The sequence below is a fragment of the uncultured Flavonifractor sp. genome (assembly GCF_944387675.1).
GTDB lineage: Bacteria > Bacillota > Clostridia > Oscillospirales > Oscillospiraceae > Flavonifractor.
The window spans coordinates 1-8,489 of record NZ_CALXFV010000096.1; the positions used below are offsets into that span (position 1 = coordinate 1).

Consider the following 8,489-nt stretch of genomic DNA (forward strand, 5'->3'; position numbering starts at 1 on the left):
TCCTTGCAGGAATCGTAGATCTTCTTGGTGTGTATGCAGACGGCCTCCCGGATACAGGCGCTGTCCTGTACAGGGCCGGGCATAACCTTCTCAGGCATTGCAATACCTCCTAGCAGATATTGAAAGGAGCATCCTTCCGCTCCATTCTATGTGCGTCCCGCCGGTTGGTGCGCGAAGCCGGTCAGAAACAGGCCGCCCCGCGCCCCGATTTTTTCCCTCAACCCCCGTCAGTTCCCTGAAACGTACAACAAAACGGGGTGGACACGGGAGATAGAGAGGCCCCCGGCGCGCCGGGGGCAAAATCGGATGGGAGGATTGCTATGAATCGAAAACGCTACTACTTCGACGCCGGGCTGGCGGTCCGCCACGGGGTCAACGGGGCGGTGTTTCTCCACGCCATCGCCTTCTGGGTGGCCAAAAACCGGGCCGGAGGACGGCATTTCCACCAGGGGCGCACCTGGACCTACAACACCCTGGCGGCCCTGACCGCCTACTTTCCCTTCTGGAGCCGCCGGCAGGTGGAGCGGATCATCGCCAAGCTGAAAAGCCAGGGCGCGCTGCTCACCGGCAACTTCAACCCCAACAAGACCGACCGCACGGTGTGGTACACCCTGGGCGACAGCGTGCTGGAGGTGTACGGGCTGCCTGCCCCGGAGACATCACCAAACGGGGATGACCGTCCCCCAAAACCGGGAGAGCCAGTTCCCCGTTTGGAGAACTGTATTAAGGAAACAGTTACTGACCAGTTGGAGAGACCCGCGTCCCGTGCGCCGGCCGGGCTGGAGGCCAGGGAGGAGGTTCCCACATGGTAGCCCTGGGGGAGGCCGACCGCCTGTCCAACCAGGAGGCGGTGCTGGGCTCTCTGCTCCTTGAGCCCAAGCTGATCGGGCCGGTACTGGGCAGGGTGACGGACCGGGACTTCCTGGACGACGCCTACCGGCAGCTCTTCCAGGCCATCCGCGCCCAGTTCCTCAGCGGCAAGCCGGTGGACCCGGTGACCCTCCGGGACAGGCTGGGCGGGGGAGAGGAGTGGAGCAGGCTGCTGCTCCAGATCATGGAGGACACCCCCACCGCCGCCCACGTCTGGGAGTATGTGGACCTGCTGCGGGAGCAGGCCCGGCTGCTCCAGGGCCGCGAGATCGCCCAGCGCCTTGCCGGCGCCTGTGACATGGAGGAGCTGCGCCGGGGGCTGGACCAGCTCCAGGCCCTCACCGTGGAGCGGCAGAATGTGGAGCGGATGGACATGGAGCAGATGCTCCACGCCTTCTGGCAGCGGCACACCGCGCCCCGCCGCTACCTGACCTGGGGCCTGCCCAAGCTGGACGGGCAGCTGTTTTTGGATCTGGGGGACATGGCGGTGCTGGGCGGCTACCCCTCCGCCGGCAAGACCGCCCTGGCGGTATCCTTTGCCTATCACCAGTCGGAGCGGTACCGGGTAGGCTTTTACTCCCTGGAGACCAGCCGCCACAAGCTGGCCGACCGGCTGATCTCCAACCTGGCGGGAATTGAGATGGCGGCCATCAAGCGGGGCGCCCTGACGGAGGAGGATTGGACCCAGGCGGCCCATGCGGCACCCCAAATTCTCAAGCACCAGCTGGAGCTCATCGACGCCTCCGGCATGACGGCCGGGGACATCCGGGCGGATGCCCTGGCCCACCGGTATCAGATCGTCTATGTGGACTACCTCCAGATTGTGGAGCCGGAGAGCCGGAAGGCCAACCGCACCGAGCAGGTCTCCGCCATCAGCCGGGCCTTTCAGCAGCTGGCCCACGGCAGCGGCATTCTGGTGGTGGCCCTGTCCCAGCTCTCCCGCTGGGAGAAAAGCAGGGAGGAGCGCAGGTATGTGGAGCCCACCATGAGCGACCTGCGGGAGTCCGGCCAGATTGAACAGGACGCCGACGCGGTGCTGCTGCTCTACCTGGAGGACCCCTCCAGGCCCAACGAGAGCCGCCGGGTGCTCAAGCTGGCCAAAAACAAGGACGGGGAGCGGGGGCGGATGTACCTGGCCTTCAACGGGGGCTGCCAGCGCTTTTGCCTGTGCGCCCCGGAGGGGGGATAAGGCCGCCCCTCAGCTCTTCTGCTTGCCCGTCTCCTCCAACTGGCGGGACAGGCGGTTGAGCTTCTCCTGGAAGTAGCCCAGCAGATGGGCCACAAATACCGTCCGCTCGTCCTCCGCGGGGAGCTGGCGGTACAGCTCAATAAGCTGGATGGCCATCTGGGTTTTTTGCGCATGGTGGGTGTTGATGGAGAACAGCGCCCGGTTAAGCTGCTGGATGATTTGCTCGCTGCAGCGCCTGTAGTCCTTGTCGTCCATCAGCGGGGGTTCGGGCAAAAGGTAGTACGGCACCTGGGAGTTGTGAAACAGCACCACAATCGCGGCGACGACGGCCACGCTGTTGGGGAAGAACGCCTGGTTATTCAGCTGCTGCCACAGCTGTTGGTAGAACTGCTCCTCCTCTGGCCGGCTCTCCACCAGGTTTTCCACCAGCTGGTGGACGATGGGCCGGTACTTCTGGATGGCGGCCCGCAGCTCCTCCTCGGGGATCTCCTGCTGGGCCTTCAGGGTGGAGTCGGTCTGAACACGGACCGTGTGCTCGAAAAAGTACCGCAGAGTTTCCGCCGCGGCCTGGTCCGAGGGGGCATTTTGGAGGTAGCCCCGGTAAAAGGCCTCGCATACGCCGTAGATGGTGCCGTCCACATGGCGCAGAAACTCCTGAATGGTGTCCGGATAATTCATGGTTTACCTCCTGAGAAGATGAAAAAGGGGCGGATTTGGTTGGACTCCGGCCGGGTGTGGAGGGGGGCGTCCTCCACCAGCTCCGGGGACAGGGGAGACAGCTCCAGCTCCCGGGCCGCTTTGGACTCCACCGACAGGACCACGGTGTTGGAGAAGCCGGCCGCTGAGCCGCCGCAGGCTTGCCACATTCCACCGCCGTGAGGCTTTTTTACCTGGGGCAACCGCCGCAGCTGCTCCAGGTAATGAGTTCCACCTTTAGTTAGAGTATAGTATTTATATTTCCCAGAGCGCACGGATACGACAAAAGGTGTTTGCTCCATCCGCTTCATAATCCCGCTCAGGGTGCTGCGGTCGATACCCAGCTGCTTTGCCAGCCTGGCGTGCTGGATGTCCGGCTGGGCTTGGATAAGCTGTAGAATCTTCGTGCTGTGGGGGATGGGATTGCGCTGCAGCGTGGCGGAAGCGGTATAGATCTCCTCCTGCTGGTTGTGAGCCAGCACCACTTCCCGCACCATGCGCAGCATACCGCAGAGATAGCCCAGCCCAAAGGGAATGGGCGACTTTCGCTTCTGGATGGCCCAGCACCGGGAAAGCCGCCGCTGCTGTTGCTCATAGAGGGCCTCCAGCTGGTCGAACCGGCCGTCCTGCATATACTGGACGGCCGCCAGCTCAGAATTTTTGATATAGGTCTGGACGAGTGGAACATTGGCCTCCTCCGCAGCCTGTAGCACATCTGTCACAGAAAGTGCCGTGTTGCTGTATTCTGCCATGCCGGTTCGTCCCTCCTTTCATATGGAACATGCTTGGATGTAGTGCCACGCCGCCGCGCCGATATCCTGCCGCCTGTTCCGGCCGGCGCAGTTGAGCGGTATGTCGATGAAAAACACGCAGCAGCTGTCCTCATTGCAGTTGCCCTGACAGACGGGAGACAGCCGCAGCGGCCCGCTGTGCTCCCCCACGTTGGCCAGCTGAACCGCCCCCACGCACTCGGCCCTGCCCCAGTGGGGATACAGGGCCGAGCAGCTGTTTCCCCAGGCGCAGGCAGTCTTGAACTCCAGCCCCGCACCCATGGCCAGCTCAAAATTGGAGCTGCCCGCCGTGTAAGAGGGACACAGCAGCAGAGTGGCCCCCAGGTCCCGGATGAGCAGATCACGATATGCGGGATGGAGAAAGTCCATGCAGATGGGGAAGGCCAGCCGCCCCCAGGTGGGTATGTGAAGCAGCTGGATTTGGCGGCTGGCGTTCTCCAGATTCTCCTCGTATACGCACTCATTGTGCTTGAGCAGGAAAGGATACTGCTTATCCTGGGTCAGGAGCAGATGGGCCGCCGAGTCATAGACCCGCAGCTGGTTGCGCCCGCCGGCGGAGTGGGTGGGAGAGAGGATCAGCGCGGGCGCCCGGCCGGGCGCCTGCTGGCAGCAGCGGTTGAGCGCTTCGTTGTACCCGTCCTCATCCACGGCAAACAGCTGCTCGCTGCACAAAAGCTCCGGCGCCATGACGATGTTGGCCCCCAGCAGACAGGCCTGCCGGTACAGCTGGAAAAACCGCTGGGTCAGGTAGTCGGAATTCCGGACCCCGTTGACGGTGAAGCTGTAATAGGCTACGCCGTCTCGCATCCGGGAGGTGTAGGTGATGTCCAGCAGTTCCTCCTTGGGCAGATTGCTCAGCGGTGAGAAGGCCACAAACAGATGCTCCCGGAGCTTGGCGGTCAGCTCCGGCTGGTAGATGACGTTCTCCAACGTGTAGGCCACCCCCTCAACCACCAGACGCTGGGGGGAGAGATACCGGCAGTTGGTCAGCACCTCATTGAGGGGGGAATACCACTGCCCGGCGCTCTTGCGCACTGAATTGCCGAAATGAGTCTGGGCCGCGGGTACCTTGGGCAGCAGGATGACTTGGGTATGCTCGGCATTGTCGTTCATGGACGAAAAAGGTTCCTCCCCCTGGCGGTTGGCAAACTGCTGCCAGGTGAACAGCCGGTCCAGCTCCAGAATCAGCCAGCGCAGCACATGATGGTTGTGACAGGCCATCCCTGCCTGCTCTATATGGCTATACACCTCGAACTCCAGCCCCTGGGCGGCTGCCAGATGCAGTGCCTGGGAAAAACCGGAGAGCAGCTGCAGGGCAAGAGAGCGGTATTGCTCGTCGGCACGGGCGGAAATGGCCTGACTTTTGGGACCGGGAAGCTGGTTGTATGCCTGGATCAGCACAGCCAGCAGATCATAGGGATTGCAGAACGGCGCATACATCCCGTGCACCCCCTTTCTTCTAAGTCTATTATATCGCATTTCGGAAAAAAGTCAACTTTTATTGTTTGAATATTGTTTGGGAAATGCGATTTATAGAAAAAGAGAAAGGAAAGATGGGATATCTCCCCTCAGGGAGCGGGGGAGACCCTCTGCCGGCGGAACAGGTCGGAGAGGATCAGGCCGGCGCAGCAGGCCAGCAGTACCGCCCCGATGAGCAGGGCGCAGTTGCGGAAGAATGCCTCCGGCATCACCAGGATAATGGGGTCGGCGGCGGGGTCAAAGAGCCAGTTGTCCTTGCCGGGGAAGAAGAGGGCGTGGAACACCACAAAGGCCCGCTCAAAGTCCAGGGCGGCCAGACCCCCCACCACCGCCACCAGGCCGGCGGCCAGCGCCCCCGCCCAGAAGCCGGGACCCCGGCCCAGAAACCGGTGGAAGCGGAGCTTGCCCCGCAGCCGCAGGATCAGCAGCAGAACGCAGGCCGCGGCGGTTGCCGCCAGCACCGCGAAGTCGGCCCAAAAGAGCACCCGCACGTCGGCAAAATGGCTGCGCCCCGCCTCGGACCAGGCCAGCTGCCCGGCGGAGAAGGGCTTGCCCAGCACGCAGAAGTCCAGCACGTCGTCATAGGCCTCCCGGATGACCTCCCGGGACCAGCCGGTGCGCTCGGGCAGGGCCAGCGCGTCGATCTGGAGGTAGTAGAAGGGCCGGAACAGGATGGGGACGGCGATGGAGAAGCTGAGCACCAGCAGGGCCAGCAGGGCCGTACACAGCAGGCTGGCCGGTTTGGAGGCTTTCATATCAATCACACAGCTTTCCCGCAGAGAGTGTAAGGAGCACCTGGGAGGGGAGGTAGAACAGCCACATTCCCACCCGGGCGAAGGGGAGCAGGACCAGCACCGGCGCCCCCGGCAGGAGGGGGGAGAGGTTGCACAGCCCCACGCAGAGGTCGCACCCCACAAAGAGGAACAGGCCCGCCGCGAAGCTCCGGCCCCGCCGGCCCAGGGACAGGCTGGCCAGGGCGTTGGCAGCCAGCTGGGAGAAGTAGAGCAGGGTCAGCGCCGTCAGTCCGTTCAGCGCCCCCAGTCCCGCCCCGGCGGCCAGCAGCAGCCCTGCCAGAGCGCCCCGGAGGGCCAGCCGGAGGGCCAGCGGCCGCCCGCCCGCCCGGTGGATGCGGGCCAGGTAGAGGGCCTGCACCACGCAGAAGGCGGCCACCCCGGCCCCGTACCAGCGGTTGAGCACCAGCAGAAACAGGTCGGCCAGCAGGGTGAAGGCCAGGGCGGCCCGGGTGAGCCTGCCGTCGGCGTTCTGGGGCAGCCGGACCAGTCGGCAGAAGCAGAGCAGGATGGACAGGTACTTCAGCGGCACATCCCAGCCGCTGCCCGGCCGGAACAGATCCAGCCAGAGGAAGGCGGCGTACAAGACCCCCTGGGCCGCCAGAAAGGGGAGCAGCTCCCGCCGGTCCGTCCCCCTCATCGCTTCAGCCGCTCCAGCAGCTTGGCCTCCCAGCGGTCCCCATATTTCAGGCAGACCAGGAACACCGCCCCGCCCGCTAGAAGCAGGGGGGGGACGGCCCAGGCGGGGATGGACAGGGCGGAGCCGCCCAGGGCGCTGGCCGCCAGCAGGCCCCAGGGCCGGGTGAGCAGCACGATGCCCAGAAACCGGCGGAAGGGGATGGCGGTCAGCCCCGCCAGAATGCAGATGAGGTCGTCCGGGAAAAAGGGGAAGAGGAAGACCAGCACCAGAAAGACATCCTGCTTGCGGCGGATGATGTCCAGGTAGCGGCCGGTCACCGCCCGGCTGACCAGCCGATCGGTGAAGGACCGGCCCAGGTACCGGGCCAGCAGAAACACCGCCGCCGACCCCAGCACCACCGCCGCCCAGGTGAGCAGGAAGGCGGTCCAGGTGCCGAACATCACCCCGCCCGCCAGCGCGGTGATGTTGCTGGGGATGGGGGCCAGCAGCACGGAGAGAAACTGGATCAGAAAGAAGCACAGGTGGGTGTAGGGTGCAAAGCGCTGGATATAGGCCCGCATGGCCTGCTCCGAGGCGAGGGCGGCGAAAAAGCCGCTTTTCCACAGCAGCAGGCCGCCCCCCGCCAGCAGCAGCAGGACCAGCAGCAGCGACATCAGCCAGTTATGTCTCATGGTCCCCTCTCCCCGGTCATTCCAGAAATCAAAGGGGCCGGATGGTCCCCATCCGGCCCCACTCCAACAGGCTACCATGTTTTGAGCCAGTATTCCAGTGGAATTTTATTAAGATTTTCCAACCAAATAAAAAATCCACACCCAGCGGTGTGGACCGTGCCGGAATTCATCAGCGCTGGCTGTGTACCACAGCATCTTCGCTGCCAAAAATCAGCTCGTCCACATCGGCATGCTCATACCCCTTGACAAAGATCATCTGTACGCACCTCCTTTTTTAGATGGAACAAAGTATAGCACCTTTCCGGCGGAAATGCAAGATAAAAGAGTAAGACTTGCATTACATTTCGGTAACAGTTTGGTAAAAAAGCTCCCCGAAAAAAATGACCACACCTTACCGGTGTGGTCATTCTTCCTGGAGCAGGTAAAGGGAATCGAACCCTCATATTCAGCTTGGGAAGCTGACGTTCTGCCACTGAACTATACCTGCGCATTTGCCGGAGCCAACTGACTGAGAAATTATAGCACGGATTGCATCCGTTTGCAAGTGTTTTTTTCCGGCCGGGAAAAAGTGACGGAGGATTCCCTTGCAAAATGGAGGAAATCATGGTAAGATAAATCAGAACTGAACCAACGGTACAATTTTTGAATCGGAAAGGCTGGAATTACGATGAGCAAGAAGCAGGCGCTGACGGAATTTCATCGCGGCTCCATCCTGGCGGCTGCGGAACGGCTGTTTGCGGAAAAGGGTACCGAGCGCACGACCATGGATGACATTGCCCGGGAGGCGGAGTACAGCAAGGCCACGCTGTATGTCTATTTCCAGAGCAAGGAGGAGATCATCAGCGCCATTTTGCTCAGCGGCGTCGTGCTGCTGAAGCGCAAGCTGCACGAGGCCATGGAGAGCCATCAGGACTGGTTCCAGGCCTATGACGCGGTGTGCCGGGTCATCATCCGCTTTTATGACGAGAATCCCACGGCCTATGACGCGGCCACCGGGGTAATCCCCCTGGCCCAGGGTACGGAGGAGCTGGAAAAGGGCCAGGCGGATCTCATCCGGGTCACCGGGGAGATTGACGAGGAGATGGCCGCCTTCCTGGTCCGGGGCATGGAGGAGGGGGTTGTGCGCACCAAGCTGCCCCCCATGGAGGCGGTGCTGCTGTTCTGGTCGGCCCTGTCCGGAATTGTCCACACGGCGGAGTTCCGGGCCGACCGGCTTCGCCGCACCCTGAACCTGAGCCGGGAGGAGTACCTGACCCACGGGACCAGGCTGCTGCTGGACGCCCTGGTGAAGACCGGACAGTAGACGGCGGGCCTGTGCGGGGGTTGCTTGGAATTCCATGAGCAAAGCGGTGCGGTCCCTTG

General features: G+C 62.8%; 9 protein-coding genes and 1 tRNA gene. 3 read left to right on the plus strand and 7 right to left on the minus strand.

The window, feature by feature from the left end; genetic code table 11:
• Nucleotides 1-320 precede the first annotated feature (320 nt).
• Nucleotides 321-812: a hypothetical protein gene (locus Q0J74_RS09085; protein WP_297213636.1), complete on the plus strand. Its 492-nt coding sequence runs from the start codon at nucleotides 321-323 to the stop codon at nucleotides 810-812.
• Nucleotides 806-2,059, plus strand: a complete 1,254-nt coding sequence (locus Q0J74_RS09090; RefSeq protein ID WP_297213641.1) for a replicative DNA helicase — start codon at nucleotides 806-808, stop codon at nucleotides 2,057-2,059. Before Q0J74_RS09085 ends, Q0J74_RS09090 begins: the two co-directional genes overlap by 7 nt.
• 9 nt (nucleotides 2,060-2,068) lie before the next feature.
• On the opposite strand, the gene Q0J74_RS09095 is transcribed toward Q0J74_RS09090, so the two are convergent.
• The 7 genes from Q0J74_RS09095 to Q0J74_RS09125 form a co-directional block, all read right to left on the minus strand.
• Entirely contained in the window at nucleotides 2,069-2,737 is a 669-nt protein-coding gene (locus Q0J74_RS09095; protein ID WP_297213643.1) for a hypothetical protein, read from the minus strand.
• Complete coding sequence (locus Q0J74_RS09100; RefSeq protein ID WP_297213645.1) at nucleotides 2,734-3,507, minus strand: winged helix-turn-helix transcriptional regulator; 774 nt, start codon at nucleotides 3,505-3,507, stop codon at nucleotides 2,734-2,736. Before Q0J74_RS09100 ends, Q0J74_RS09095 begins: the two co-directional genes overlap by 4 nt.
• Before the next feature lie 18 nt (nucleotides 3,508-3,525).
• Nucleotides 3,526-4,986, minus strand: coding sequence for a hypothetical protein (locus Q0J74_RS09105; protein WP_297213648.1), 1,461 nt, complete (start codon nucleotides 4,984-4,986; stop codon nucleotides 3,526-3,528).
• Nucleotides 4,987-5,114: 128 nt separating this feature from the next.
• Entirely contained in the window at nucleotides 5,115-5,780 is a 666-nt protein-coding gene (locus Q0J74_RS09110; protein WP_297213659.1) for a TIGR01906 family membrane protein, read from the minus strand.
• 1 nt (nucleotide 5,781) lies between these two features.
• Complete coding sequence (locus Q0J74_RS09115) at nucleotides 5,782-6,456, minus strand: lysoplasmalogenase family protein (RefSeq protein WP_297213651.1); 675 nt, start codon at nucleotides 6,454-6,456, stop codon at nucleotides 5,782-5,784.
• Nucleotides 6,453-7,127, minus strand: coding sequence for a TVP38/TMEM64 family protein (locus Q0J74_RS09120; protein WP_297213653.1), 675 nt, complete (start codon nucleotides 7,125-7,127; stop codon nucleotides 6,453-6,455). Before Q0J74_RS09120 ends, Q0J74_RS09115 begins: the two co-directional genes overlap by 4 nt.
• Nucleotides 7,128-7,540: 413 nt before the next feature.
• Nucleotides 7,541-7,614 (minus strand) — tRNA-Gly (locus Q0J74_RS09125).
• A gap of 180 nt (nucleotides 7,615-7,794) precedes the next feature.
• Here Q0J74_RS09125 and Q0J74_RS09130 point away from each other — a divergent pair.
• Nucleotides 7,795-8,430, plus strand: a complete 636-nt coding sequence (locus tag Q0J74_RS09130; protein WP_297213656.1) for a TetR/AcrR family transcriptional regulator — start codon at nucleotides 7,795-7,797, stop codon at nucleotides 8,428-8,430.
• The last annotated feature ends 59 nt before the right edge of the window (nucleotides 8,431-8,489 follow it).